The 25,980-nt window shown below is 59.0% G+C and carries 25 protein-coding genes, 3 pseudogenes and 1 riboswitch; of the genes and pseudogenes, 17 read left to right on the forward strand and 11 right to left on the reverse strand.

What is annotated here, in order from left to right; translation table 11 throughout:
• Positions 1 to 70: 70 nt before the first annotated feature.
• From HWX91_RS31270 to HWX91_RS31280, 3 genes are all read right to left on the reverse strand, one after another.
• Entirely contained in the window at positions 71 to 865 is a 795-nt protein-coding gene (locus tag HWX91_RS31270; protein ID WP_042275118.1) for an SDR family oxidoreductase, read from the reverse strand.
• Positions 866 to 997: 132 nt separating this feature from the next.
• Entirely contained in the window at positions 998 to 2,785 is a 1,788-nt protein-coding gene (locus HWX91_RS31275) for a glycoside hydrolase family 15 protein (RefSeq protein WP_028196979.1), read from the reverse strand.
• Between the two features lie 26 nt (positions 2,786 to 2,811).
• Positions 2,812 to 3,807, reverse strand: a complete 996-nt coding sequence (locus HWX91_RS31280; RefSeq protein ID WP_028196980.1) for an SDR family oxidoreductase — start codon at positions 3,805 to 3,807, stop codon at positions 2,812 to 2,814.
• A gap of 215 nt (positions 3,808 to 4,022) precedes the next feature.
• Here HWX91_RS31280 and HWX91_RS31285 point away from each other — a divergent pair, with 215 nt between their 5' ends.
• From HWX91_RS31285 to HWX91_RS31305, 5 genes are read left to right on the forward strand one after another with little or no spacing between them, the layout of a single operon-like run.
• Positions 4,023 to 5,618 carry a GMC oxidoreductase gene (locus HWX91_RS31285; RefSeq protein ID WP_028196981.1) on the forward strand — a complete coding sequence of 532 codons (1,596 nt, stop codon included), beginning with the start codon at positions 4,023 to 4,025 and terminating at the stop codon, positions 5,616 to 5,618.
• 22 nt (positions 5,619 to 5,640) lie between these two features.
• Positions 5,641 to 6,153 (forward strand): DoxX family protein, encoded by a 513-nt coding sequence (locus HWX91_RS31290; RefSeq protein WP_063627878.1) that lies wholly within the window; start codon positions 5,641 to 5,643, stop codon positions 6,151 to 6,153.
• Positions 6,154 to 6,161: 8 nt separating this feature from the next.
• Positions 6,162 to 6,620 carry a cupin domain-containing protein gene (locus HWX91_RS31295; RefSeq protein ID WP_028196982.1) on the forward strand — a complete coding sequence of 153 codons (459 nt, stop codon included), beginning with the start codon at positions 6,162 to 6,164 and terminating at the stop codon, positions 6,618 to 6,620.
• A 10-nt stretch (positions 6,621 to 6,630) separates the two neighbouring features.
• Positions 6,631 to 7,545: an SMP-30/gluconolactonase/LRE family protein gene (locus HWX91_RS31300; RefSeq protein WP_028196983.1), complete on the forward strand. Its 915-nt coding sequence runs from the start codon at positions 6,631 to 6,633 to the stop codon at positions 7,543 to 7,545.
• Positions 7,542 to 8,459, forward strand: coding sequence for a VOC family protein (locus HWX91_RS31305; RefSeq protein ID WP_052660725.1), 918 nt, complete (start codon positions 7,542 to 7,544; stop codon positions 8,457 to 8,459). The genes HWX91_RS31300 and HWX91_RS31305 overlap by 4 nt, the downstream gene beginning before the upstream one ends.
• Before the next feature lie 212 nt (positions 8,460 to 8,671).
• Here the strand turns inward: HWX91_RS31305 and HWX91_RS31310 are convergent.
• Positions 8,672 to 8,862, reverse strand: a pseudogene (locus tag HWX91_RS31310) (Crp/Fnr family transcriptional regulator); the annotation flags it as partial.
• 1,720 nt (positions 8,863 to 10,582) lie between these two features.
• Here HWX91_RS31310 and HWX91_RS31315 point away from each other — a divergent pair.
• The 5 genes from HWX91_RS31315 (at position 10,583) to HWX91_RS31335 (ending at position 15,116) form a co-directional block, all read left to right on the forward strand.
• Entirely contained in the window at positions 10,583 to 11,929 is a 1,347-nt protein-coding gene (locus HWX91_RS31315) for a PQQ-dependent sugar dehydrogenase (protein WP_028196985.1), read from the forward strand.
• 531 nt (positions 11,930 to 12,460) lie between these two features.
• A riboswitch (Fluoride riboswitch) is annotated at positions 12,461 to 12,531 on the forward strand.
• Positions 12,532 to 12,611: 80 nt separating this feature from the next.
• Positions 12,612 to 13,988, forward strand: a complete 1,377-nt coding sequence (locus HWX91_RS31320) for a voltage-gated chloride channel family protein (RefSeq protein ID WP_028196986.1) — start codon at positions 12,612 to 12,614, stop codon at positions 13,986 to 13,988.
• Complete coding sequence (locus HWX91_RS31325; protein ID WP_081833074.1) at positions 13,985 to 14,386, forward strand: putative PII-like signaling protein; 402 nt, start codon at positions 13,985 to 13,987, stop codon at positions 14,384 to 14,386. Before HWX91_RS31320 ends, HWX91_RS31325 begins: the two co-directional genes overlap by 4 nt.
• Positions 14,387 to 14,389: 3 nt before the next feature.
• Positions 14,390 to 14,779, forward strand: coding sequence for a fluoride efflux transporter CrcB (gene crcB / locus HWX91_RS31330; protein ID WP_028196988.1), 390 nt, complete (start codon positions 14,390 to 14,392; stop codon positions 14,777 to 14,779).
• Between the two features lie 13 nt (positions 14,780 to 14,792).
• Positions 14,793 to 15,116, forward strand: a complete 324-nt coding sequence (locus tag HWX91_RS31335; RefSeq protein WP_028196989.1) for a DUF190 domain-containing protein — start codon at positions 14,793 to 14,795, stop codon at positions 15,114 to 15,116.
• 522 nt (positions 15,117 to 15,638) lie between these two features.
• On the opposite strand, the gene HWX91_RS41160 is transcribed toward HWX91_RS31335, so the two are convergent.
• Positions 15,639 to 15,770 (reverse strand): hypothetical protein, encoded by a 132-nt coding sequence (locus HWX91_RS41160; protein WP_255246784.1) that lies wholly within the window; start codon positions 15,768 to 15,770, stop codon positions 15,639 to 15,641.
• Positions 15,771 to 15,797: 27 nt separating this feature from the next.
• A complete protein-coding gene (locus HWX91_RS31340; RefSeq protein ID WP_028196990.1) occupies positions 15,798 to 16,007 on the reverse strand; it encodes a transposase domain-containing protein in 210 nt (69 codons plus the stop codon).
• A 202-nt stretch (positions 16,008 to 16,209) separates the two neighbouring features.
• On the opposite strand from HWX91_RS31340, the gene HWX91_RS31345 reads away from it, so the two are divergent.
• Genes HWX91_RS31345 through HWX91_RS31365 form a run of 5 tightly spaced genes read left to right on the forward strand, consistent with a single transcriptional unit; the run spans position 16,210 to position 21,973 of the window.
• Positions 16,210 to 17,373 (forward strand): TDT family transporter, encoded by a 1,164-nt coding sequence (locus HWX91_RS31345; RefSeq protein ID WP_028196991.1) that lies wholly within the window; start codon positions 16,210 to 16,212, stop codon positions 17,371 to 17,373.
• Between the two features lie 58 nt (positions 17,374 to 17,431).
• A complete protein-coding gene (locus HWX91_RS31350) occupies positions 17,432 to 18,415 on the forward strand; it encodes a malate dehydrogenase (protein ID WP_028196992.1) in 984 nt (327 codons plus the stop codon).
• Positions 18,416 to 18,452: 37 nt separating this feature from the next.
• Complete coding sequence (locus HWX91_RS31355; RefSeq protein ID WP_042275121.1) at positions 18,453 to 18,932, forward strand: DUF2244 domain-containing protein; 480 nt, start codon at positions 18,453 to 18,455, stop codon at positions 18,930 to 18,932.
• A 32-nt stretch (positions 18,933 to 18,964) separates the two neighbouring features.
• Positions 18,965 to 20,557: a cytochrome c oxidase subunit I gene (gene ctaD / locus HWX91_RS31360; RefSeq protein WP_028196994.1), complete on the forward strand. Its 1,593-nt coding sequence runs from the start codon at positions 18,965 to 18,967 to the stop codon at positions 20,555 to 20,557.
• A gap of 57 nt (positions 20,558 to 20,614) precedes the next feature.
• Entirely contained in the window at positions 20,615 to 21,973 is a 1,359-nt protein-coding gene (locus HWX91_RS31365; protein ID WP_052660726.1) for a chloride channel protein, read from the forward strand.
• Between the two features lie 317 nt (positions 21,974 to 22,290).
• On the opposite strand, the gene HWX91_RS31370 is transcribed toward HWX91_RS31365, so the two are convergent.
• A complete protein-coding gene (locus tag HWX91_RS31370) occupies positions 22,291 to 22,563 on the reverse strand; it encodes a hypothetical protein (RefSeq protein WP_162181295.1) in 273 nt (90 codons plus the stop codon).
• Between HWX91_RS31370 and HWX91_RS31375 the strand changes: the two are divergent.
• A pseudogene (locus tag HWX91_RS31375) lies at positions 22,487 to 22,687 on the forward strand (transposase domain-containing protein); the annotation flags it as partial. The gene HWX91_RS31370 and the pseudogene HWX91_RS31375 overlap by 77 nt on opposite strands.
• Before the next feature lie 139 nt (positions 22,688 to 22,826).
• Entirely contained in the window at positions 22,827 to 23,408 is a 582-nt protein-coding gene (locus tag HWX91_RS31380) for a uracil-DNA glycosylase (protein ID WP_158380643.1), read from the forward strand.
• 158 nt (positions 23,409 to 23,566) lie between these two features.
• Here the strand turns inward: HWX91_RS31380 and HWX91_RS31385 are convergent.
• The 4 genes and pseudogenes from HWX91_RS31385 to HWX91_RS31400 all read right to left on the reverse strand — a co-directional run.
• Positions 23,567 to 23,741 (reverse strand): annotated as a pseudogene (locus HWX91_RS31385) (transposase domain-containing protein); the annotation flags it as partial.
• 113 nt (positions 23,742 to 23,854) lie between these two features.
• Positions 23,855 to 24,784, reverse strand: coding sequence for a LysR family transcriptional regulator (locus tag HWX91_RS31390; RefSeq protein ID WP_042275123.1), 930 nt, complete (start codon positions 24,782 to 24,784; stop codon positions 23,855 to 23,857).
• 34 nt (positions 24,785 to 24,818) lie between these two features.
• On the reverse strand, positions 24,819 to 25,610 hold the full coding sequence (locus HWX91_RS31395) for a substrate-binding domain-containing protein (protein ID WP_028196995.1): 792 nt from the start codon (positions 25,608 to 25,610) through the stop codon (positions 24,819 to 24,821).
• A 170-nt stretch (positions 25,611 to 25,780) separates the two neighbouring features.
• Positions 25,781 to 25,972 (reverse strand): hypothetical protein, encoded by a 192-nt coding sequence (locus HWX91_RS31400; RefSeq protein WP_028196996.1) that lies wholly within the window; start codon positions 25,970 to 25,972, stop codon positions 25,781 to 25,783.
• Positions 25,973 to 25,980: the final 8 nt, after the last annotated feature.

Raw genomic sequence — 25,980 nt, forward strand, 5'->3', positions numbered from 1 at the left:
TTCTGATCAAGGACCGGGACGGATCGCTTTCTGCCGAACGCCATTCGCTTTACCGCCAGATCTATGGATCCTAGCCCCCAGTCGCGAAACCCGGATATAACGTCATCCCGCCATCTACAAAGAGCGTCGCACCAGTTACGTAATCGGCGGCATCGGATGCCAACCAGACCGCAGCCTGCGCAATGTCATCAGGTTCCCCGATGCGCTTGTAGGGGACCAAGGTCATCAAGTCGGCATAAGCCTCCGACGTGCTCCACGCTTGTGTATTGATCGGCGTCCGAATGGCCCCCGGCGCAATGCTGTTGACGCGGATGCGGTAAGGCGCAACCTCTTGGGCAAGACTTTTCATGAGCAGCATGACACCGCCCTTAGACGCCGCATAGTTGGCATGACCCGCCCAGGGGATCTCCTGATGCACCGAACTCATGCAGAGGATTTTTCCCGCTGCAACGGACACCGCGTCATCGACGCCACGACGCTTGAACTCCCTGACTGCCTCTCTCGTGCACAGGAACTGGCCGGTCAGGTTGACACCGATCACCCTATTCCATTGATCCAGCGTCATCTTGTCAAACGGCGCGTCACGCTGCAATCCAGCATTGCTCACCACGATGTGAAGCGTCCCGAAATGTTCGATGGCACGGGCGAACATGGCTTGAACCTGGTCTTCCTTGCTCACATCGGCCTGCAATGCAATTGCACGACGCCCCAAGCGTTCTATCTCGTGAGCGACCTCCTCTGCTGCCTGCGGATCGGCGACGTAATTGATGACCACGTCCGCACCCGCGCGTGCAAACCCGAGGGCCACGGCCTTGCCGATGCCAGAATTTGCGCCTGTAACAAGCGCTGGTTGTCCCGCGAGCATTGGATAAGAGGCGGGATGTGGCAATCGGCGAGCGTCAGGAGCTGCCGGGGCCGAAGGATCCTTCGGGGCTGCATCGGTCATCGAGATCTCGTTGGGTTGATTGATTCGTCTTGGGTGCGGGGATCGCGCGGTTCAACTGCCACCGCGGTTAAGTGTCGGACCGCAAAAATTAAGAGCCGTATTGACGATGGCCAGATGGGTCAGCGCTTGCGGAAAATTGCCGGCGAGATGCTTGCCGGGCACGTTGTACTCCTCGGAAAACAAGCCGAGTTCGTTGCCAACAGCGAGCACCCGTTCGAATTGCACCCGCGCCTCGTCGACCCGACCTTGCAGGATGAGGCAATCAGCCATCCAGCAGGAGCACGCGAGAAACGCACCCTCGACTGGACCGTCTCGTCGTGCCCTCGTTCGGCGGATCAGGCCGCCTTCCGAGAGCTCTCGCTGGATCGTGACAATCGTCGCGGCCATGCGGGGCTCCTCAGCCGGCAAAAAGCCGACTAACGGAAGGAGCAGCAAGCTTGCGTCGAGCTCCTGGCCCCCATAGTGCTGCGTGAAGCTGCCCAAACCTTCGTTCCAGCCTTCGCGACAAACCTGCGCGTGAACCATCGAGCGCAAGGAAACGATGCGATCGAGCACCTTTTGATCGACGGTATTGAGGGTTCCAGACGCTTCGTGGTGGCGGATGAAGCGGTCGAATGCGACCCACGCCATCACCTTGGAGTAAGTGTATTGCCGCGGCTCGGCGCGCGACTCCCAGACGCCCGAGCCTTCGCTGTCCCACATCTGCGCAAGGTGTTCGACTATCGTCAGCGCGACCGCCGTTTCCTGTGTCGAGGTGGGCACGCCACCCCGCCGAGCAAGATCCAGGCAATCGAGCACCTCTCCGAACACATCGATCTGATGCTGTGTCGATGCGGCGTTACCGACGCGCACCGGCTGTGAATATCGATATCCCGGCAATGCATCGACGGTCCACTCGGCGAGATGCCGTGCGCCGTCGACCCGATACATGATCCTCATGCGATCCGGCGAGCCGGCGATGGCACGCAAAAGCCAGTCTCGCCAAGCCTGCGCTTCAGCCAAAAAGCCGGCGTTGAGGAGCGCTCCCAAGGTGAAACTCGCGTCGCGAAGCCAGCAATATCGATAGTCCCAATTCATCTTGCCGCCCGGCGCTTCAGGCAAAGAGGTCGTGGGCGCGGCGATCAGTCCGCCGCTCGCCTGATGAATCAACGCCTTGAGGGTAAGCAGGGAGCGACGCACCTGTTGAGGCCAGTCGGTCTTTGAATTATCGAAACGATCGATCCAGTTGCACCAGAATTTTTGGGTCGCCACCAGCGCGGCTTCAGCATCGATAGCGGCAGGCGGAGGCTGATGGGACAGCCCATAGCTCATCACGAACGCCAGCCTGCTTTTTTCCCGAACTTCGAATTCGGTTTCGGTGCCATGCGACTTGACTTCGAGTGGCATCGGCGCGCGCAGGACCACGAGATCAGGGCCGACTTTCGCGATCATGCTGTTCCCTTCTGTTGTCGACCAGGGTGGCAACGCGCCGTAGTCGAATCGCAGGCGCAAGGTCGAGCGCATTTTGACGCTTCCACGCAGCCCGACAACGATACGTACAACAGACGAAAACGTCGTGCGCATCGGCATGAAATCGACAACCCGCACAGCACCTTCGTCGGTCGCGAAGTCGGTCTCCATGATCAAGGTGTCTTGTTGATAGCGGCGGCTTTGGCCGGTCAGCGCTGCAACAGGCGCCATCGACCAATGACCATTTTCTGTTGTGCCAAGTAGCGCGGCGAAGCAGGCATCGTCGTCAAAGCGTGGCCAGCACAGCCAGTCGATCGATCCATGGCGGCTGACCAACGCTGCGGTCTCGCCATCGCCCAGCAGGGCATAGTCTTCTATCGGGTTGCTCATTGCGATTTTGTCCTGAGCGATTTCATTCAGATCTTATACTTCTTGGCGAGCAGATGAACCCCACCGACAAGACCCAACGCGGCAAGCGCCCAGAACACTGAACGGTGGCGGTCAGTGAACATTTCCCAGCTGCCCGTCTTCGACTCCTGATCAAACCGCCCATGCGCGCCATAATTCCCGGGCACCGGTTCGTACAGATTGGCAGGCGCATCCGTAGCGAGCGGAACGTCGGTCAGTTGACCTGCATAACCCGCCGACGCCAGGTATCTATCGATCAACCCCGGTGCGATGCGGTTCGCGAGAATCGCCTTTACCGTTGGGAAGCCCACCCAGACTTCGCGCCGCTTGTGCGTGGCGGCGAAGTAGATCGCGCGGGCCGGGACTTCCGGCTCAAAGATTGGCGCAACGGGCTTCGCCTTCACCCCCATTTTATTCATCGCCCAATCGAACTGCGGCGTATTGACCGCCGGCAGGTCGACCATCGTCAGGTGCACTTTCAGCTTGTCGTGGATGATTTCCGAACGCAGAGCGTCGGTAAAGCCACGAATCGCAAATTTCGCGCCGCAATAGATCGATTGCAACGGCACCGACCGATATCCGAGCGCCGATCCGACATTGACGATAGTGCCGCGATTGCGCAATCGCATGCGCGAGAGTGCTGCCATCGTGCCGTGCACCTGTCCAAGATAGGTGACTCGCGTGCCACGCTCGAACTCTTGTGCAGTCAGCTTGGAGACGGGTGCAAACACCGTCGCCATCGCGACATTCACCCATACATCGATCGGGCCGAGCTCTTCCTCTGTGCGCGTGGCGGCTTTTTCGATGGCATCAGCAACTGCAACATCGGTTGGAATAGCGAGCGCGCGAATATGGTAGCGACGCTCCAACTCACGGGCTACGCGCTGTAGGCGTTCGGGTTCACGCGCCAGCAACGCAATATCGTATCCTTGACGGGCAAACTCTTCGACGGTTGCACGGCCGACACCCGCACTGGCCCCCGTCACCACCGCTACTTTTGTCATGTTGATTGACCAATGTTCATACAAAGTTGCCGCGAATGCCCGGGACCAGATCGACGAGTCTAGCGGCGAGGGCGCAAACCACATCAGCGCAAGAGCCGTACCGGGTAATCGATACGCTCCCGGCTTACTAAAAGCCCACAGGTTCGGTTCTTGCGAAACGAGAGCCGTGCTAACGCCGGGACGCTCTCCGTTGAGCGATCACGGTGTTCACCTTCATGATCGACAAGGAACCCATGAGCCACTACGACGTCATCGTGATTGGAAGCGGCCCGGGAGGCGCGTCTCTCGCGCAGAAGCTCGCCTCCACGGGCAAGCGAATCCTTTTGCTCGAACGCGGTGACTACCTGAAGCGCGAACCCGAGAACTGGGATTCGAAAACGGTGTTCGTCGATGGCATGTATCAGACTCGAGAAACCTGGTATGGCAGCGATGGCAGCAAGTTCCAGCCTGGGTTGCACTACTACGTTGGGGGAAATTCGAAGGTCTACGGCGCGGCGCTATTCAGGTTGCGGGAGCGCGATTTCGAAGTAGTGCAGCATAAGGACGGCATATCCCCTGCATGGCCGCTTACATACGCAGATTTCGAGCCTTACTACGCGCAAGCGGAGCGCCTGTTCCACGTCCACGGACAACGGGGTGAAGACCCTTGCGAACCCCCTGCAAGTACCCCGTTCCCCTATCCCGCCGTGTCCCACGAGCCCCGCATCCAGTCCCTCAACGACTCGTTGCTCAACGCGGGATTGCATCCGTTTCATCTGCCGCTCGGCATCCTTCTCGACGAAAAGGACGGCAAGGTCACGCCGACAAGCACGTGCATTCGCTGCGATGCATTCGACGGCTTCCCGTGTTTGCTCAACGGCAAGGCAGACGCGCAGGTGGTGTGCGTCGATCCGGCGCTGGCGGCGTATCCGAACCTTACGCTGATGACGGGGGCGTACGTAAGCCGGCTTGAAACCGATGCGTCCGGGCGGACTGTAACAGGGGTATGCGTACAGCGCGCGGGCATGGAAGAGCGCTACACGGGCGACATCGTCGTGGTCGCGTGCGGGGCGTTGTCGTCGGCGCTCTTGATGCTGCGCTCCGGCAATGACAAACATTCTCGCGGCCTGGCAAATGGCTCCGACCAGGTGGGCCGCAACTACATGCGTCATAACCAGTCGATACTCATGGCGCTCATGCGCGAGCCGAACGATACGGTCTTTCAAAAGACGCTCGCGATCAGCGACTTTTATTTCGGCGCGGACGATTGGGAATATCCGCTCGGCTTGATCCAGATGTGTGCAACTTCGCACGCCGACCAGATCCGGGGAGAGGCGCTGCCGGGCTGGCTCGAATGGCTCCCGGAAATGCCGTTCGAAACCATGGCGCGTCATTCGATGGACTTCTGGTTGTCGACGGAAGACCTGCCCCGTCCCGAGAACCGCATCCGCTACGACGGCAAGCGCGTCGTGCTCGACATCGAGGAAGGCAACATGGAAGCCCATCACCGTTTGAAGAAGAAACTCGAAACACTCCTCGCCGATGCCGGCGCTCATGCGACGATGATGGAACGCAATCTGTACCTAGGAAAGAATATCCCCATCGGCGGGACAGCTCACCAGGCGGGTACGCTGCGCTTCGGCACCGATCCGGCCACATCGGTGCTCGATGTGAATTGCAAGGCGCACGAACTCGATAATCTGTATGTCACCGACGCAAGCTTCTTTCCATCGATTGGCGCAGTCAATCCGACCTTGACGATCATCGCCAACGCGCTGCGTGTCGCTGACCATATCGGCGTGCGCTTGGGCGTGACGCCACTGCCCGCATGACGCTCGCCCAAAAGGATTGAACGTGAATTTTCTCAATCTGATTGCCATCCCGTTGATCGCCCGGTTCTGTCTCGTGATCATGTTTCCGTTCAGCGCCTTCGACAAGATTGCCCACTGGAAGGAAGCGATGCAGCAGGCCACGTCATCCTTCCTTCCTGGCGGCGCCGTATTGATCGTGATCGCCATCGTCGTGGAGTTCGTAACGCCGGTTTGCATCGTGATCGGCTGGCATGACCGGCTGGCGGCGTTCGTACTCGCGGGCTTTTGTGCGGTCACTGCCCTCCTATATCACCCGTTCTGGAACTACCCGCACTTCTGGTCCAATCCCGGAGAAGGGCGAAGCCATTTCTGGGATTTCCTGAAGAACTTCGGACTGGTCGGCGGCCTGCTCTTGCTCGTGATCGGCGGCATACCGGTGAGCGCATTGTCGGTGTTGAATCATCCATTGTCCTCAGCACCCTATGCAGGCGTTGCGTCCATGCCGTCGACATCCACCGCTGCGGGCAATGCACAGCCCTGCCCTCCCATTTTGTGAGAATCTTAATGTCATCCTCCGAATCGAAAGACCCGTCCCCGAGAATCGGCTACTGGCACTTGTGGACGGACGACGCAGGCGTGAGCCATCAAATGCGCTCCGAGCTCGACAAGTTCGACCTGAAGGGCGTAGGCAACGCTGCGCCGCAATGGAACGACAAACAAGAGCGTTCGGACGCGACCGTTGTCTTTACCGTGCAGCCCGTGGGCTGGGTTGGCGAATGGCACGAGAATCCGGCGCCGCAGTGGATCGTTCCCCTGTCCGGGCGATGGTGGGTCGAGTCCATGGACGGCACGCGCATTGAAATGGGTCCAGGCGATCTCTCGTTAGGAGAGGACCAGGGAAGCATCGCCAGTGCCGACGGCCGGAAGGGGCATCGCTCGGGTACGATCGGCGATCAGCCGGCGGTCCTCATGACCGTTCAATTACACGTCGATCCGGTCCATCGGCCGGGACACTTCCAGTAGCCGGTGACGCATGACCACGCGCCCGGATGTGGAGATTATCGACCCATGCTTCAAGCCGATGGTTCTCCCGAACGCGCCACTCGAATTGCTTGGCGACGGCTTTCGGTGGCTGGAAGGACCGGTCTGGTTCGCGGATCAGGAGTGTCTCTTGTTCAGCGATTTGCCCAACGATCGCATCATGCGCTGGACGCCGGACGGCGGTATCGGCATGTTCAGGCAACCGTCCGGGTTCGCTAATGGACATACGCGCGATCTGCAAGGGCGGCTGATCGGATGTTCTCATCGAAACCGTTGCATCACCCGTACCGAACTGGATGGACGCGTCGTCGTGCTGGTGGACCGCTACGAAGGAAAGCGCTTGAATTCGCCTAACGATGTGATCGTCAAGAGCGACGGGACAATCTGGTTTTCCGATCCGCCGTACGGCATCCAGACGGACTACGAGGGCGGCAAGCAGGTGTCGGAGCGTCCAGCGTGCGTGTATCGGCTGATACCCGATACGGGAGAACTCAGCGTCGTTTCGGAGCGATTCACGGGACCCAACGGCTTGTGTTTCGCACCCGACGAAACGCGCCTCTACGTCTGTGAAAGTGGCCTGCAATTCGATCCAGCACCGGTGCAACACATCGCCGTGCTGGAGGTCTGCGCCGACGGCGCATCGCTTGGCGAGCCGCGTATCTTTCATAAGATCGATCCTGGCTTTGCCGATGGTATCCGGTGCGATGAGGACGGCAACGTGTGGTCGAGTGCAGCGGACGGCGTGCACTGCATTGCACCCTCCGGCGAATTGATCGGCAAGATCCGTGTCCCCTACGCCGTGTCCAATCTGACGTTTGGCGGACGTAATCGAAGCCGCTTGTTTATCTGCGCTTCACATTCGTTGTTTGCGATCTTTACCAACCTGCGAGGGGCCCAGCGCCCATGACATCCGCGCTCGTTACCCAGATCATACGAATTAGCCGAAATGTCGTGGACCTTGAACGTAGCACTTTGTTCTACCGGGACCGCCTGGGTTTTCAACTAAGCGGGGGTGCATTTTATATGGACCGCTTGTTTGCGGCTGAACTCGGGTTGGGCGCATGTAATGTCAAGGTACAGCGTTTAAGCCTCGGCAACGAGGAGCTTGAACTTGTCGAGGCTGGTCCGAACGCGCGCCCCTATCCGTCGCCAAGCACCTCGGTAGATCTTGCGTTTCAACATCTGGCCCTACGTTGCGCGAACATCGATACCGCGTTCAAGCGGCTTTATCGTGAAGACAGTGCCTCTGCGCGTCCAACTGCGATCTCGCGCGGCATGGATTCCGGGCCGGCACCGGTTCGCCTCCCCGATAGCAGCGGTGGCGTTACAGCCTTCAAGTTTCGCGACCCGGATGGCCATCCGCTCGAGTTGCTGCAGCCTGCCGGCGAATGCGGTCGATCTGAAGTTCGCGCAGGGATTGACCACACCGCGATCTCCGTATCCAGCGCATCCTCGAGCGTTGTTTTTTATACGACCACGCTGGGCCTGAGCTTGAGCGCGTGTCAAACCAATTCCGGAAGCGAACAAGGATTGTTGGATGCGCTCGATCACCCGATAGTCGACGTCGCCTCTCTGCAAACGACATCGGAGATGTCACCACATGTCGAATTGCTCGCTTACCAGCATCCCGTTGCATCTATGACGGGCTTGCTAGCAGAGATTACCGATATAGCTAGCGACAAGATTGTCATCCGATGCAGCGATGTGGGCAAGCTCGCAGCGAATTTGGGCATCGTAGCGGGACTTGTCCGCCTTACGTCCGGGGAACCGTGCTTGCTGTTTCGAGACCCTGATGGTCATTTATTGATGGCGATCGAGTAGCCGGTTTGTAGCGGACACTCGTGGCGTTTATATCGACGACTGGAGACCGTAACAACGACGCTTGCTCGGCTAGATCGACCGATCGCATACCGTCACCACGCCACAACAGGCCAAAACGGTCCTAGTTCGCGTTGCGCCTGCGTCAGTATGCGTAGCGGCCAGTCGATTGGGCGTCGCCACAGGCATGCGACAGGACGTGTAAATGCGGTGCTTTACCTTGCGGTGAGATCGGGCAGCAGCCTTTCGCATTCCCGCCTGACAACGTGAAAACACTCGCACACACGTTGTTCGAGGCCGAGCGGTCGAGGACCTCGATTCGGCCGTAGCTGTAGCGGATCAGATCGGCGTCCTGCAATCGCAAGGGCGCCTCGGTTACACCGGCTCGCCGCACGCCGAGCATGTTGCCTCTGGTGCGGAGCATCAACACCCTCCAGGCATCGCGATAGCGTATCCGGGCATTCTCCCTACCGTCACGCGTCGCCCGGTAGTATCCTGTCGCCGACGCAAACCTGACCGAAGTGCGCAAATAGTCCACATGCGTCGGAGCCTGATGCTGACAGGCACAGCAACCAACCGGTTTCATGCGGTAACGCACCCGATGGAGAAGAGCCAATGAACTCAAAGATCGTTTCCGCCGGAAGGCTTCTGCCGCCGCTTCTGTGCCTCGGCGTGCTTTTATACGGTACGCGCGGGCTAGCGCTTCACCGGCATTTGCACCTGACATATCTTGCGTTGACGGTGCTTGGGATCGTTGCAGGAACCGTCTTTACGCGCCGCGGATCAACCCGCGCCTGATTGTCAGATTGAGCGAAAGAACTACCGCACGCCAGGCCGCGTTATCAAGATCCTCCTTTTCGAAATAGGCTTGTCCCGGACTACCGATCTCCTGCTGTTTACCCCTACATGATCTTTAAGCCAGTTTTAAGCAATCGGCCGTAGATTACTTGCAGGCAAGGCCCACTCTTCCGAACACCAAATATTCTCGCGAGATCCGTACGTCCACCAACCGATAAGCGTCTTAGCGCCGTCGAGGCGGATGTCAATCGTTTGCAGAGTCCTGCTTTTTTGAGCACGGCGTACGCACGTGCTTCCGTCCGGGTAGTTGACTGTTTCCATGGGAATCATGGTCTACATTTTCGTGCGCGCTAAAGACGCTGTTCAAAAAAACGCACGCCGTTGGAAGATTCGGCGCCCCGTTTTTGACGAGGGTGCGAGTAACCGTCGCCGAGGTACATCATGAAGAGGCTACTCAGTCACCATGAGATTGCGATACTGCTTCTGATATTCAGCGGGCCCGCACAGGTGGCAATCGCGGACCCTGATGCGATGATTCTCCGACAGGAAAGTTTGCTCGAAGTTGTGGCAACAGCGTCAAGCGGTTCAGAGTTCCGGCTAACTCAAGAGGGTGCCGAAGTTTTGCGACGACTGGGCACTGCAGGAATTAGTTAGTCATCCACAATGAATTGCAGACCACTTTATCGCGTGCCTCTAACATTCCCCTTATGCCAACGCCAATCGTGGCAGCTCGGATCGGGAACCCAGAGTAACGGCGGCAACTCGTTCGGAATGGGCTGATGCATCAATCTCCAGATTACGCCGATTGACATCACGGCGACGAGCGTCGCCCCAAAAAATGCCAGGCGATCAGAGTAACGGGGGGCATGTCTTTGTAGACATCCAGCATCGTTCAGCCGACGACAAACTGCATTTCGACCAGCAGGATGATAAGCCAGTACAGCATCTAGGCAACTGTGGCATTTGCGTCTTCATTTCGCTAACCTGAGCCATTCTGCCTCTTCAAATGTCGTGACTTGACGAATTGATCGCGCGCGCCACCGACGAATTTTGAACCGATAGCCCGAAAAAGATCCCGCGCAAATCCGATGGACGCTGGCGCTCTTACCTTAAGGATATCTGACGCCTTGAAGGGGCGATTCTGATACTCGACTTCGCTGCTGTTTCCCCATAGCCGACAACGTAGCAACGGCAAGATCAGAAAGTCGGTAGGTCGAGGTCTGCCGTTAGATCACGAAGCAGTGCGCCTTGGCAGGCAACATCACGGGCTGGATTCTTGCTACTCCTCCCGTACATCATCAAGCAACACTTCTCGCCGGGGAATCCACATGCGCCTGCTCAATCGTTTGGCTGTTGCAACGCTTTTACCATTAACTTCTTGTGCGATCGGACCATCAAGTCCAGGTGATACGGGCTTTGGCGCGTCGCCCGCAATACCGGCTCCACAATCGACCTTGATTCCAATGGTCAACATCGCGCCTGTTCAGACGCGCCCTGCCGGCTTTGTGCCCACAGCTCCTCCCAGTTTTGATGTCACCGAGTTTGCTCGTGGCCTTGCGCACCCGCGCTGGCTTTACACGCTGCCCAATGGTGACGTACTGGTAGCGGAAAGCGACGCGCCAGAAGAACACGATGAAGGCAGCGGCCTATTCGGCTGGGTCAGAAAGCAGGTCATGAAGCGCGCAGGCGCCGGTGTGCCGAGCCCCGATCGCATTGTGCTGTTGCGAGATGTGGATGGCAGCGGCGTCGCGAGGAATCGGACCCTGTTTCTGGGCGGCCTGCACTCGCCGTTCGGGATGGCGCTCATTGGCAATCAACTCTATGTTGCCGATACGGACGCTTTGCTGCGTTTCAACTATGTGCCGGGCAGCACCCAGATTACGAGCCCCGGCGTCAAGGTTGTCGACTTGCCGGGCGGCCCGATCAACCATCACTGGACCAAAAACATCCTCGCCGATCGCTCCGGCAGGCATCTGTACATCACTGTGGGATCGAACAGTAACGCCGGGGAAAATGGAGTCGACGCCGAACAAGGCCGAGCGCGCATCCTCGTGCTCGACATCGACACGGGTCATCTGCGGCCCTATGCGACTGGATTGCGCAACGCCAACGGACTTGCATGGCAGCCGGACAGCGGCGCGTTGTGGACGGCAGTCAATGAGCGGGACGATCTCGGCAATAATCTTGTCCCCGACTATATGACCGCTGTGAAAGATGGGGCTTTCTATGGCTTCCCATATAGCTATTACGGCCAGCACATTGACACCCGCGTCAAACCGCAACGTCCCGATCTGGTTGCAACGGCCATTGTGCCGGACTATGCGCTCGGCAATCACACGGCTTCGTTAGGTCTGGTCTTTTACGACCGGGCGCTGTTCCCGCCTCACTATCGTGGAGGCGCATTTGTCGGTCAGCATGGATCATGGAACCGTAAACCGCGTACCGGCTACAAGGTGGTGTTCGTGCCATTTGTCGATGGAAAACCTGCTGGCGTACCTGAGGATTTCCTGAGCGGCTTTCTGACGCCAGACGGCTACGCCGTGGGTCGACCCGTTGGCGTCGCACTGGACGCGCATGGGGCCTTGCTTGTGGCTGACGACATCGGTAACGCTGTATGGCGAGTAGCGCCACATAAGAATGTTAAATCGGCTGACATCGCGCCAGCGAGCAAATGACACAGCCCTGCCGATTTGCTCCGAAGCCTGGCGGCAGCAAGATTATCGTGCCGATTTGAACCGTTTCTTCAGTCAAAGCAGCGCACCCGTGGCGACGGCTCAAAAGATGGTATTCGCAACTAGATTACGTTGACGCTCCGCCGGGCGAAGCCAGCACTGCCGTAATTCGGCAGTTCAGGAAATCGATCGGCACATCCGCGCCGGCTTGGCCGTTCCGTTGCCAAATTAGCGAACGGCCGCTAACTCAACAATCATCGGCCGTTTACATCGAACCATTGACCGCCTCGTCCTCGCCGCATAGTGCCTCATGTCGTGGGAACGCGCCGCTTCAATCCTCGCAATCCTGCGATCGGCATCAGGTCGCCCACAGGAGCCCTTCACCGAACATTCAATGCAAAGACCAGCTAGCGGATGTCAAACGGACCGTCAGGAGAGATCCTTGCTGCGAAATATGGCCCAATCCCAATCTTCCCTGGCTGAACCATGGAAGAGAGACGGTTGTTCGCTGTCATCCGATGCTATATAGTTCTAGCTCAATCTGGAGATGGCGTTCCTCCTTTAACCATCGCGCTTACCGCGCGGTTAATGACGCCTACAGTTACCTGACTATCGTTAGGGCTGTAGGCGCTCGCGCCCGCATCTTTTTCGTTGGTCAGGCCAAGCAACATCGCGCACATGACCAATGCATAAACTCAAACGCTTTGAACAACTCGAACTGCTGCCTTATCTGGGCAAGTGGTTTCTGATCGCCTGCGTCGCCGCGGCTCTCTCAGGTAGCGCCTCGGCCTTTTTCCTTTTTTCCCTCGATAGTGCAACCGCGTGGCGCGAGGCTCACCGCTGGGCGATCTGGCTGCTGCCCGTAGCGGGCTTCGCCGTGGGCTGGGTGTACCACCTGCTGGGTAAGCCGGTCGTTGCGGGCAACAACCTGATCATCGATGAAATCCACGATCCGAAGAAAGTCGTGCCACTGCGCATGGTACCGCTCGTGCTCGGCGGCACGATCGTCTCGCATCTGTTCGGTGCGTCGGTCGGACGAGAGGGCACGGCGGTACAGATGGGCGCAGCTCTCGCGGATCAGCTGACCCACGCGTTTCGTCTCGAACGTGAAGACCGTCGCATTCTGCTGATGATCGGCATGAGCGCAGGGTTCGCGTCGGTGTTCGGTACACCCCTAGCCGGCGCAGTGTTCGGCCTCGAAGTGCTCGCAATCGGGCGCATGCGTTATGACGCACTCTTTCCTTGCATCGTGGCGGCCATCGTCGCCGATCAGGTCTGTCTGGCATGGGGTGTCCATCACGTCCACTATGCGGTCGGCTCGATCGCGCCGATCAGCGCGTGGAGCGTCGCCGCCGTCGTTATCGCCGGCATTGCGTTCGGTCTGGTCGGCATGGCATTCGCAACCAGCGCACACAAGCTCGGCGCGCTGGTGAAGCACTACATCACATATGCGCCGTTGCGCCCGTTCGTGGGCGGGATCGTCATAGCGACTGCCGTGTGGGCGCTCGATGCCTATCACTACATTGGCCTCGGCATTCCCGACATCGTTCGCTCTTTTCAGCAGCCGATGCAGCCGTGGGACTTTCTTGCCAAGTTCGGCTTTACCGTTGCATCGCTTGGAACAGGCTTTAAGGGTGGCGAGGTCACACCACTGTTTTACATCGGTGCGACCCTCGGTAATGCACTGGCGCCGCTGCTGCATATGCCGTTCGCGCTGATGGCAGCCATTGGCTTCGTTGCGGTGTTCTCTGGGGCCGCAAACACGCCGATCACCACCACGATTATGGCTATGGAGTTGTTCGGTACGGGCATCGGCCCGCTTGCCGCAATCGGTTGCGTGACCGCTTATCTGTTTTCCGGCCATGCGGGTATCTATCACGCGCAGCGCGTCGGGCATGGCAAACATCGCAAGCACCGCCTGCCGGTGCCAGATGGAATACAGAGGGCCGAACCCGGCGGGTCTCGTCCGCAGAAAGCAACAGCGGCGAGACCGGTCGCGAATGGCAAGCAGCCGCGTAGGTCTATTGATCCGGCAGTGACGACAGGGGAAAGCGGCCAATGATTCAGCAAATCAACAACCAGCGCATTGCAGCGCTGCGACTTTACTTCCCGCTTGCGACCCGCACCCGAGCGACGCGGTTCTGGCATCGCCTCAGCGCACCTGCACTCGCCCATCACCTGATAGCTGTAGCGAAGAGATCTAACATCATGCAAGCAATGCTGCATCACGTCAGTTCAGGGTATCTGCCTGGGGAGCGGCTTTCTCACCAGCATCCAGAAATCAGCGGAATGCGCCATCCGCAGTGCCTCGAACTGGTTGACACCGAAGAGCGGCTGCGTGATTTCATGCGCGCACACGCCGACGAGTTGCGCAAGGTCCACGCGGTAATGTTCCTCTGTGAACTGCCCGTCGCGGATCACCTCACTGCCCACGCGCTTTCAACATCAAGCGGAACTTAAACCATGACCGGGGCGTACTCGCTTATCGCCATCAGCATCGGCGCGGTGCTAGGCGCACTCGCCCGCTATGGCTTGAGCATCATGATGAACGCGCTCGTGCCAAACATTCCGATGGGAACGCTTGCATGCAATCTGATTGCCGCGTATATCGTCGGGTTTGCGATCGCGTTCTTCGGTTCGACGGCAGGTCTGTCTGTTGCATGGCGACTTTTCCTCATCACCGGTCTGGCTGGCGGACTGTCGACATTCTCGACTTTTTCTGCCGAGCTGCTGACCTTGCTTCGGGATGGCCGACTCGGGTGGTCGGTCGGCATGCTGGCGCTGCACGTCGGTGGTTCGTTAGCCATGACCGCGTTGGGCATGGCCACGCTTTCCCTCACTCGTCACACCTGAAAAGGAGTCTGCAATGCAAGGCTATCAATTGACGTTTTTTACTGAACAGAACCGTAAGCATGGACATCAGTCAATCTGCGACTGGCTGCTGAAATTCGCCGAACAGCACGGCGCATCGGGCGGAACGTTGATGTCGGGTGCAGAGGGGTTCGATCACGCGGGCAAGTTCCATTCGGCCGGCTTTTTCGAGCTCGCAGATCAGCCACTTGCCATCACCATTTCCGTCGATGAGAAGGCATGCCAGCGCTTGATGAACGCACTAGCGGAAGAAGACGTCGATCTCAGCTACGTAAAGATTCCGGTTGAGTTTGGCCGAGTCGGCCGCTCGATCGCGTAACAGGTCACGATCGATTTCTAAGCGACTACCGATTTTTTTACAGAACTGGTCTGTCAGTCGCTCGTCGTCTGGCGTATGTTCGTTGTCTGACAGACACAAGTCAATGCGATGTCCCGCTGGGATTGACCGGAGCAGCGGTTCAGGATCGTGTCGTGCCGGTGCCTGTAGTTGGGTTGGTCGATTTGGTCAGCGCTAACGACCAGCAGTCAGTGTCCGCCCCAAAATATTGGGAACTTTGCTCATGGCGGACCGGAGTGGCAGCGGACAGTTTGATTCGCGTCTGGGAAATCGTTGCCCGGTAAGCTTTCGCCGCAATCTGTCGAATGCGTCCGCGAATTGACGACTTTAATGTCGCGAGGTTGACGAGTTTATTGCGTACTTTGGTAACCGGATGTACGCCAAATCGTTCCCATACCACCCACAGCGCCACTGCGGCCCAGTGCTACCAGCACGGCGAACTGTCGTGCGTAGCGCGGCCCGCCGCTCTCGGCGGGCCCTTCCCGCGTGCAATTCCTGCAACATCTAGGCCGCCCTTTGCCAAGCCATCTTCAGCAACTGGCGCGCCGTGACGGGATCGATCAGATGACCGACTGCCACGTCGAGAAAAGACATCTGCATGGCGATAGCCAGATTCGACATTGACGCGTCGATCATTCGTAAGCGCTCAGCATGGGACGCCCTTCAAAGATGCGGGGGCGTGGCCCAAGGCAGAAGCGCAATGTAGTGGTCGGCGGTTGTCGCCTTAGGCAGTTCCGAAAACAGGTGCACGAGGTATTGGTACGGTTCGATGCCGCTGGCCTTCGCGAATTCGACGAGCGAGTAGAGATTGACACTGGGGTATGCGCCGGCCACCGTGTCGGCAAAAATCCAGGGCTTAGCGGAACACAACATCCGGTACTTGCGGACTATGCTCGTCGCGCGCCCCACCGAAACCGCTATTCGTCGTTGCGAAATTCGCCATGCGAATTTGATATGGGAAACATATCTAATATGTATTTTTACTATACATCAAGAATATCTATTCTCCCGTTGTAGCACAGGCGTAACGTAACAAGCCTCTCCTACCCCATGTTGATTCTTCTGGAGATCATGAATGGCTACCGATCAGCAAAAAAAGCCGGCCAGCGAGCGCTTCCTACCTTTTAGTCGCGTTTCGAGTCATCGCGAGATCGTCCGCCAGTTCACGCCTAACTGGTTCGCCCTGACGATGGGAACCGGGATCGTTTTCCTGGTTCTCCTCGGCTTGCCGTTCCAGATGCCGGGCCAGCACCAGCTTGCCATGGCACTATGGATGATCGATGGCCTGTTCTTCCTGCTTTTTACAATCCTTTTCGCCGCACGCCTTATCCGCTTTCCTGAAACGGTCAGGCCCATGCTCGACCATCCCGTCCAGTCGATGTTTCTTGGCGCAATTCCGATGGGGCTTATTCCGGTCGTCAATGGACTCAGTGTTTTCGGCGTCGAGCTGTTCGGCCCGTTCGCACTCAGCTTGGCGCATGGCCTCTGGTGGTTCGACGCAGGCCTCGCGGTCCTGATCGCCTGTCTGGTGCCGTATCGCATGTTCACCACCCAGCAGCATTCCGCCGAACAGATGACTGCCGTCTGGCTTCTGCCGATCGTGGCGCCGGAGGTCACCGCATCGAGCGCAGGCGTTCTCGCGCCCCACCTTTCGCAGAGCGCAGCGCAGTTGCTCGTTGCTACAGGCTATGTGCTGTGGGCGATCTCAGTGCCGCTCGCTTTTTCAGTCCTGACGATCGTATTCCTGCGCCTTGCGTTCCATAAATTGCCACACCGTGACATGGCCGCCTCGTCATGGCTCACCCTCGGCCCGATCGGCACAGGCAGTCTCGGGCTCCTGCTGCTTGGACAGGCCGCGCCGTTCGCGTTCAGCGGCACACCGCTCCAGCAGGTCGCCATCGTGGCCCGGGACTTCGGACTGCTTGCGGGCCTGCTTATGTGGGGAGTGGGCATCTGGTGGCTCATCACCGCCGTTGTATTGACGCTCCGGTACTACCGCGAAGGGATGACCTTCAACATGGGATGGTGGGGTTTCACATTCCCGATCGGGGTGTACACGGTCGCCACGTTCACGTTGTTCCGTCTCACGCATTTCTTCCCGTTCGCGTTGTTCGGCACGGTACTTACCGTCGCGCTGATTGGATTCTGGCTGATTGTCATCAGCAGGACGCTGACCGGGATGTGGCACGGCAACCTTTTCCAAGCACCGTGTCTGGTGAAACCAGGCACGCAGGATTAAACACACCAGCGCGGTCCAGTCGCGACCGCTCGATCAACCTGAATCGAAGGACGTCACCATGCAAAAGCATCCCGTCAAGATCGCCATCACTGGCGCCGCAGGTCAGATCTGCTATTCGCTGCTGTTCCGGATCGCAAATGGAGACCTGCTCGGCCCGGATCAGCCCGTGACCTTGAACCTGCTCGATCTGCCCCAGGCTCAGGCGGCACTCAGGGGCGTCGTGATGGAGCTCGAAGATTGCGCCTTTCCCCTGCTCGCCGGTATCGACATCACAGACGACCCGCGCCGGGCTTTCAAGGACGTCCAGTATGCGCTGCTGGTCGGTTCGCGTCCGCGGAGTAGAGGCATGGAACGTGCTGACCTGCTTGCGGCAAACGCGGAAATCTTCACGACGCAGGGTCGCGCGCTGAACGCGGTTGCAGCGCGCGACGCCAAGGTTCTTGTCGTCGGCAATCCGGCCAACACCAACGCCTACATCGCGATGAAATCAGCCCCTGACCTGTCGCCCGACAATTTTTCTTCGATGATCAGGCTCGATCACAACCGCGCTGTCTCGCAACTGGCTGCGCATCTCCACTGTGAGACGCCTGCGCTCGGCCAGATGGTCGTCTGGGGCAATCACTCTCCCACCATGTTCCCCGATTACCGCTTCGTCACGCGCGAGGGGCATGCATGGACACCTGACGACGCCGACGAACACTGGAACCGCGAACAGTTCATTCCAACGGTCGCCCAGCGCGGAACTGCGGTCATTGAAGCACGCGGCCATTCTTCGGCCGCCTCTGCGGCGAATGCCGCCATCGACCAGATGCGCGACTGGGTGAGCGGCAGCAACGGCCGGTGGGTTTCAATGGGGATTCCCTCTGACGGCTCCTATGGCATTCCGGAAGATTTGATGTTCGGCGTGCCGGTAGTATGCGCGAACGGCCGCTACGAGCGCGTCGCCTCCCTCGCGCTGTCCGGATTCGCAAAAGAGAAAATCGACCTGTCTGTCCGGGAACTCGTGGCCGAGCGTGATGCCATCGCTCATCTGCTTGCGTAAGCACACCTCCATTGCGTGAAACGATCGGGGACAAGCCATGGAACACGAAGGCAGCAACCGCGCCGAAGCCCCGGTCGTGCTCCGCAGATGGTCGTTGAAGCGAAACTGCGCGTTAAAGCCCTCCCAGTTCGCTGGCGTCTATGGTTCGCTTGTCCTGATCTCGATACTGCTGTCCGCTTTCTGCGCCTGGCACGGAGCGTGGGTCATACCGCCGGTCTGTGCCGTCTACCTGGCGGGTACAGGCATTGCATTTCTCGCGTACGCCCGGCATGCAGCTGACGCGCAGGCAATCTGCCTGATGCCCGGGCGACTGATCGTTGAATGCTGGAACGGTCTTGTCTACGAGCGGCATGAATTCAATCCGGCCTGGGTGTCGATCGATCTGTCCGTGTCGGGACGACCCGGCGTACTGATTCGATGCGCGGACAAGACCGTCAGTATCGGCACTTTTGTACCCATTCACCGACGCGCGGCGCTGGCCGCCGAGATCCGGCGTTCGTTGCACACCTGTCGCTAAAAGTACCCATTCACCACCTTGAGGAGCGCGTCATGTCGAGCCTGACTGATCCGATTGCCGGCCATGGCCAAAGCCACGAGCATGATCGCCCGGTCGGCTGGCGCCGCTGGCTGTTCGCGACCAACCACAAGGACATCGGGACGATGTACCTGCTGTTCTCGTTCACCATGTTCCTGTCGGCCGGCGTGATGGCGCTCCTGATCCGCAGCGAGCTGTTTGAGCCGGGTTTGCAGCTGATGCGGCCAGAGTTTTTCAATCAGCTCACCACGATGCACGGCATTGAAATGATCTTCGGCGCGATCATGCCGGCCTTCGTGGGATACGCGAACTGGATGCTGCCGTTGCAACTTGGCGCATCAGACATGGCGTTCGCGCGGATGAATAACCTCAGTTTCTGGCTGTTGCCGGTGGCGGGTATCCTGCTGACGGTCTCGTTCTTTGTGCCGGGCGGTGCGGCTGCGGGAGGCTGGACGTTGTACGCGCCCCTGTCCATACAGATGGGACCCGGCATGGACTTCGCGATTTTCGCGATTCATCTGATGGGCGCGTCGTCCATCATGGGCGGCATCAACATCATCGTCACGATCCTGAACATGCGCGCGCCCGGTATGACGCTCATGAAAATGCCGATGTTCGCCTGGACGTGGCTCATCACTGCCTTCCTCCTGATTGCAGTCATGCCCGTGCTGGCTGGCGCCATCACGATGACCCTGTTCGATCGACATTTCGGCACGGATTTCTTTAACGCGGCGGGCGGCGGCGACCCGGTTATCTATCAGCACATCTGGTGGTTCTTTGGACATCCCGAGGTGTACATCATGGTACTGCCGGCGTTCGGGATCATTTCCCAGGTCATTCCGACCTTCTCTCGCAAGCCGCTTTTCGGCTATAGCTCGATGGTCTATGCCACTGCCTCCATTGCCATCCTGTCGTTCATGGTATGGGGCCATCACATGTTCACCGCTGGTTTTCCGGTGACCGGCCAACTCTTCTTCATGTACGCCTCAATGCTGATCGCCATTCCGACCGGTGTGAAAGTGTTCAACTGGGTGGCAACCATGTGGAGAGGTTCGCTGTCGTTCGAAACACCGATGCTGTTTGCCATCGGCTTCATCTTCGTGTTCACCATTGGCGGTTTCTCCGGGCTCGTACTCGCCGTCGCACCGCTCGACATTGCACTGCACGGGACCTACTACGTGGTGGCCCACTTCCACTATGTACTGGTTGCAGGATCGCTTTTTTCGCTATTCGCCGGATGGTATTACTGGTCCCCCAAGTGGACGGGATACATGTACAACGAGACGCGCGGCAAGATCCATTTCTGGGCATCGATGATTTTTTTCAACATCACGTTTTTTCCCATGCACTTTCTGGGTCTTGCCGGCATGCCGCGCCGCTATGCGGATTATCCGGCCCAGTTCACCGACTTCAACCAGATCGCAACGATCGGCGCCTTCGGCTTTGGACTCGCGCAGGTGTATTTCCTGTTCGCCGTCGTGCTGCCCGCCTATCGCGGTGGAGAAAAGGCCGCCGACAATCCATGGGATGGGGCGCGGGGTCTGGAGTGGACCGTACCGAGTCCCGCGCCATTTCATACTTTTACTACTCCGCCAGTCGTCGAATAGCGAGCGGGCCACTTCCACCACGCCAATAGCAAGGGGCGACCAGATGGCACACGATTCATGACGAAAGACCTGGACGATCACGGTCAGTTGCCGGTGCACGAAGCGGTACCGACGACGCTGGATCAGCCCGGCGCGGTGAGGTTCTGGATCGCCATCGTGCTGACCGGCACAGGCGCCGGTATCGGCGCCGCCGCGCTTGCGTGGCTGTTGCGCGTAGTCCAGCGCATTGCGTGGGGCAGCCCGGACTCGCTGCTGCAAGCGGCTACACAGGCAAGCGCAATCCGCCACGTGCTGGTACTGCTCGCTGCCGGTCTGGTGGTAGGCGTCGGGCAATGGGCACTCGTCAGACTTTCAAGTGGCAATGGCATTGATATCACTGAGGCAATCTGGTTCTCTGCAGGTCGTCTGCCCAAGCTGCGTACACTCGGAAGCGCAGTTCTGTCGATTCTGATCGTGGGCATGGGCGCGTCGCTCGGGCGTGAAGGTGCGCCGAAGCAAACTGGTGCGGTCATCGGTAACGCATTGTCCGACGTGGGGCGGCTGTCCGATGAGCAGCGGCGGTTGATCGTCGCATGTGGAGCGGGTGCCGGCATGGCCGCCGCCTACGGTGTGCCGTTGGGCGGCGCCCTCTTTTCACTGGAAGTTCTGCGTGGTGAGCTTGCGCTGCGCTATGTTTTGCCGGCACTGCTGGCGTCGCTCGTCGCGACCGTAGTGTCGTGGGTTGAAGTGCCGGACCTGCCGACCTATTCATTGGGGCACGTCGCAAGTGCGCATTCCATCCTGGTCTGGGCCATCATTGCCGGCGTTGTCGCGGGGCTCGTATCGGTGGCTTACGTCAAGGCGGTAGCTTTCGTCTACCGCCGCCGGCCCCAAGGGTGGAAACGACTTGTTGCACCAGTACTGGCGCTGGGGCTTATCGGACTTCTGTCGCTCAAGTATCCTGAAGTGCTCGGCAACGGCCGAGATGTTGTGCGCCTCGCATTGCGCAATCAGCTACCGGTTGGAACACTGGCCGTCCTCCTGCTGCTCAGGCCGCTCGCGACGCTGCTGTGCCTTGGCAGTGGCGCCCCCGGGGGCCTGTTTACACCGACATTGAGCATCGGAGCTCTGCTGGGGGGAATGCTGGGCTACAGCTGGTCTCTGGTGCTGCCGGGCACGCCAGCGGACATGTATGTCATCGTCGGGGCCGCGGCTGTTCTGGCCGCTACGACCCAAGGCCCGGTTTCAACCATCGTACTGATGTGGGAGCTGACAGGTCATGACCGGTCTTTTGCTGCTCCGATGCTGGCAGCGGTCATCGTCGCCACGCTCATCGCGCGCTCGATATCGAGCCGCTCGATCTACGACGCCAAACTGAACGACGACGAAATTCGCAAACGCCAACGGGAGCGGAGCCCGACGAGGAGACGTTCGTAAACTGCCAGCGTTCCTGTCCGGCCACGGAGTATCCTCCCTGATTGCTGCATTCAGGCATCTGTGCAAATGAAGCGATTCGAGCGAATCCGACTTATGCAGATCCGTCGCGCCTATCGAAGAGACCCAATTCGGATCAATTCGCACTCGCGAAGATGCGCTCCGCTTACTCGAACAGCACTTTGCCCGCTTCGGTCAGCGCGATGTCGCCCGGCGTTGGCCAACCAGAATCACGCCCGGGCGATCTTCGAGGTCGCGAATTTCGCGGGCGCCGGCGGCCTGCATCAGGATTACACAGGGCCGTTACGTCGACGTGGGCTTCACCGAGAATCAGCGTGACGCACACGGTGCATCCAGCATTCATCCTGCAATGATCGTAACGTCACCGTCGCTCGCATATAATGAACAACGCGCCTTCCACCGCGCAGTTCCACATCTAGAACCGTGACGCGACGGCGATACAGCGGATGCCAACGATAGCGGACTTCGACTTCCTGCCCGATACGGGCAGTATGAAGGGAAATGGCGCTTGGTCGCAAGAAATGGCTCTTCGCAGGACCGCTGCGCAGCGGCAAACGGGCGGCGGCGATCATGAGCTTGATCCAATTAGTGCGCACGAACGGGCATGGTCCGTATGCGCATCTCAAGGATACGCCGCGGCGGTTGCCAACACAGACGGCCAGTGAGCTTGATAAATTGCTACCATTCCACTGGCAGCATCCCGTGGCAATTCATTTGCGAAATCCGGTGCCTCGTGTTGCGGGATTAACGGATGCTAACCAGAAGCGCTCATATGTATCAGGATGGTGCCAATGATCAACGGCGGGCTTGGTTCGCGCCCGAAAAGGACTCACGCGTGAGCATCTCTGAAGCACGTCGGGCGCTTCTATACTCTCCGCCCGTGCGTGCACTGAATGAATGGGTGGAAAGCCGATGCTCGGCAGGCAGAAAACTGCCTTACTTCGACCCGATGGATGGCGGGATCTATGCGTCCATCCTGATTTTGTTGGAGTCTCCGGCCAGGGACAGCTCATGGCCGCGATTTGTTTCACGTGACAACCCAGGGCCTGCTCAGAAAAACTTGAAGCGCTTCCTCGACCAGGCTTGCCTTGCGCGTGAACAGACCATCTTGTGGAACCTCTATCCATGGCTGCCGGATCTGGATAGCCCTGCTCGAGCCATCAGCCGCTCGAAGATCACAGAGGGCACCACAATATTGAAAGAGGTAATGGATCAACTACCTCACCTGCGCGCAGTAGTCTTAGCTGGGCGCGTGGCTCAGAAAGCGTCGCCCGAAATCGCGCGTCATCGCCGTGAACTAAAACTGTTCACCATGTCACATCCTAGCCCGCTTTCGGTGTGCAGGCATCCCGATGTCGCTAAACACATTGTCGCCACGCTCTCGCGGGCCGCGGGCGTGACGGGTAGTAGAGGTTAGTGACCGACGCGCCTGGCGTTCGCCGATACATTACGGGTTGATAAAAACCGGTTGCCACGATAATCGCCCGCAGCGATTTTGTTTGCGACCACCAGCCACATGATGGTAAGCAGCCAGCAAACCCGTCTTGACGAATCGGACCATCCGACGGGCGGCGCCGGCTGCCAACGATGCGGCAATAGAGTGGCGACGTCGCTGGCCCGGTGGTTCGGCAGTCGCGTGAGGACGGATTTCAGATAGGCGTGCGGTTCACGCCCATCGAGTTGTGCTTGAGCACAACAGGCTCATGAAGGCAGCGGCGCGTTGACCTGCTCGTAGCGAATTGGCGAACAGCCGACAGTTGACGTTGTTGCGGATATACGAGTCGAGCACTTCAACGATCCAATCGACGGACGTAGCCTGCCATCGTTACGTAGTCGTGCGCTCTGCAGGTCGCGCCGTTGTCATCATCCCACCGCTGCTTTCGCGTTGCGATTTTTTGCGGGCTTGCGTTTCGCTTCCGTCGTTGCCACGACCAGATCGAACAGAGCCTGACTGCTGGGCGAAAGCGAACGGCCTCTCGTCCAGACCATGTGCAGTGGACGTTCGATTCGCAGATCAGCCACCGGAATGACGGTCAGCTCACCCCGACGTAGCTCGCTTTGCACGCTCAGCAGCGACACGTAAGCAAGCGCGTGCTGGGCGAGCAGCATACGCTTGATCGCTTCCGTGTCGCTAACGGACATCAACGGCTCGATCCCCAGGCCCAGGCCGGCGTAGGCTTCCTCAACGATCGCACGTGTACCCGAGCCAGGCTCGCGCATAATGACTGCCTGATCGGTGAGGTCGGCCGCCTTCAGGCGTCTGCCCGCCAGCGGATGGGCAGCCGCAGCCACCACGGCAATTTCGTCGGACCCGATCCGGTGTGAATGCAGGACCGCTTCGTCGAATGGTCCCTCGATAAAACCGAGCGTGAATTTGAGGTTCACGAGCCCGGTTTCGACCCGCTCAGTATTGGCCACAGTCAGGTCTATGCCCACGCGCGGGTAGCTCGCGTTGAAGCGCGCGATCAGGTCCGGTACAAGATAGACGCCAAGCGTACCGCTCGCGCCGATCACTATGTGGCCCGCGCCAAGCCCCGCGATTTCCTTGAGTTCATTTTCGGCACCTTTTGCTAGCGAGAAGATGCGCTCCGCGTACTCGAATAGCACGCTGCCCGCTTCGGTCAGCGCCACGCCACGCGGAAGGCGGTCAAACAGGATCACCCCCGTGCGGTCTTCGAGCTCGCGAATTTCGCGGGTGACGGCGGGCTGGCTCACGTGCAACCGTTCGGCACCGGCACTGACGCTGCCGGCGCACGCAACTTCATAGAAAGCGAGCAGGTGGGTAAAGTTCATTGGCATGGCTCAGGACGGTCGCGACATCCGCTTCCTAGTCCGGTTTGACGGCATCATTGCCTGGGAGGCCGGTCGTCCAGCCCCAGCGGCCAAAAATAGTTGCACCTTGGGGCGATTTCAGGAACTCAGCGAACTGCCCGGATGCAGGATTGTCGGCGCCGCGCTTCGTTACTGCAATACCCGCGTCACGATAGATCGCATAGCGCTGCTCGATTGGCACCGTGTCCGCGAGCGACGGATTCGAAACCTGCCAGATATTCCAGATGAGCCACACGTCGATGTCGGACTGCGATATCCAGGTCTGTCGCGCAAGCGCGCTGTTGCCGGCATAACTGACGATGTTGCGGCGCAGGGCCGTCACGGTCCGGATGTCGCCAAGGCGCCCCGCCACGTCCTCCCAGACGCCGTTCTGGCCTGCACCATTGACGACGAGCACTTTCACGCCAGGCTTGAGCACATCCGCGAGACCGTGGATGTGATGCGGATTGCCCGGGCGCACGAGGATCGACATGGGGCGCAGATACAGCGGCGTGGGCGACTCGGGCGTCAGCTGGTCACCCATCGCAACCACGAAATCCGACATCATCGTTTCGGAGCCGCTGAAGATGAGGTCGGCATTGGCACGCGCGTGATCGATCCAGGCAGGCGTCGGGCCCGCAGTCACTTCTACGTGCGTGCCAGTCTGCTTTTCGAACGCCGCAGCGGCTTCCTTCATCGCGGGCGCCGGACCACCTGGGCCATACACGTGGAGTGTGGACTGAGCGGCGGCATAACCGCACGCGAGTGAAAGGCAGAGGGCAACGGCCGAACGCGTCGCAAGTTTCATGATTTATCTCCCTTGAAAGCAGAAGCGGATTGAGCGACAGGCAGGCCAATCGACGGCAGCGATATATGCTCCCGGGATTCGCTCCGTCGAACTGCCGCAAAATGAGGCGTGCAGGGGGCTGCATCAACCCCGAAACGTGCCCCTCAATAGCTAACACTGGCGGCGTACTTTTAATCCGGACTCAGTGTGTTTTTTTCGGGCGAACCGGCGTGCGCATCGTCGCGCACATCAAGCTCGCGCTCAAGTTCCAGAAAGCGATACTTTGGCCACTCCATGCGTTGCCGGTAGCTGGGCGATAACGCCCAGGCGGCAAGCGCAAGGCCGACAAGCACGCAAAGTGTCCAGACAATCACGGCAAACATGGTAAACC

This window comes from Paraburkholderia fungorum (genome assembly GCF_902833645.1).
GTDB lineage: Bacteria > Pseudomonadota > Gammaproteobacteria > Burkholderiales > Burkholderiaceae > Paraburkholderia > Paraburkholderia fungorum.